The organism is Pseudoxanthomonas kaohsiungensis, assembly GCF_010211765.1.
Classification (GTDB): domain Bacteria; phylum Pseudomonadota; class Gammaproteobacteria; order Xanthomonadales; family Xanthomonadaceae; genus Pseudoxanthomonas; species Pseudoxanthomonas kaohsiungensis.
On record NZ_PDWO01000065.1, the window covers coordinates 1 to 520 of the forward strand.

The 520-nt window shown below is 69.8% G+C and carries 1 protein-coding gene; it reads left to right on the forward strand.

Annotated features, from left to right (window positions below; all coding sequences use genetic code 11):
- On the forward strand, window positions 1-520 hold a 520-nt coding region (locus CSC66_RS17310), incomplete at both ends, for an alkaline phosphatase family protein (RefSeq protein WP_162378644.1).

The window sequence follows — 520 nt, forward strand, 5'->3', positions numbered from 1 at the left end:
TTCTCACCTTGTACTTCGACGCCGTCGATCACGCCGGCCACAAGCACGGCCCGGACTCGCCCCAGGTCGACGCCGCGCTGCGCGCCACGGATGTCGCGCTGGGCCGCTTGCTGCAGGGCCTGAAGCAGCGCGGGCTGTTCCAGCGGATCAACCTGATCGTGCTGTCCGACCACGGCATGGCCGCGGTGCCGGCCGGCAACACCGTGCTGCTGGATGACCTGCTGCCGCTGGACCAGGTGCAACTGGTGAGCGAAGGCATCGTGGCCGGCTTCAATCCGCGCTCCGACAGCGCCGCGGATCGGGCGCGGTTCGCGGCGATCGAACGCAAGCTGGAGCAGCCGCAGCGACACATGCGCTGCTGGGACAAGAGCCGGGTGCCGGCGCGCCTCGACTACGGCAGCAACCCGCGGGTGCCGCAGCTGATCTGCCTGGCGGACGTGCACTGGCGCATCGCCAGCCGCGCCAAGCTGGCCGCCAAGAAAGACCCGCCCAACCTGGGCAACCACGGCTACGACAATGC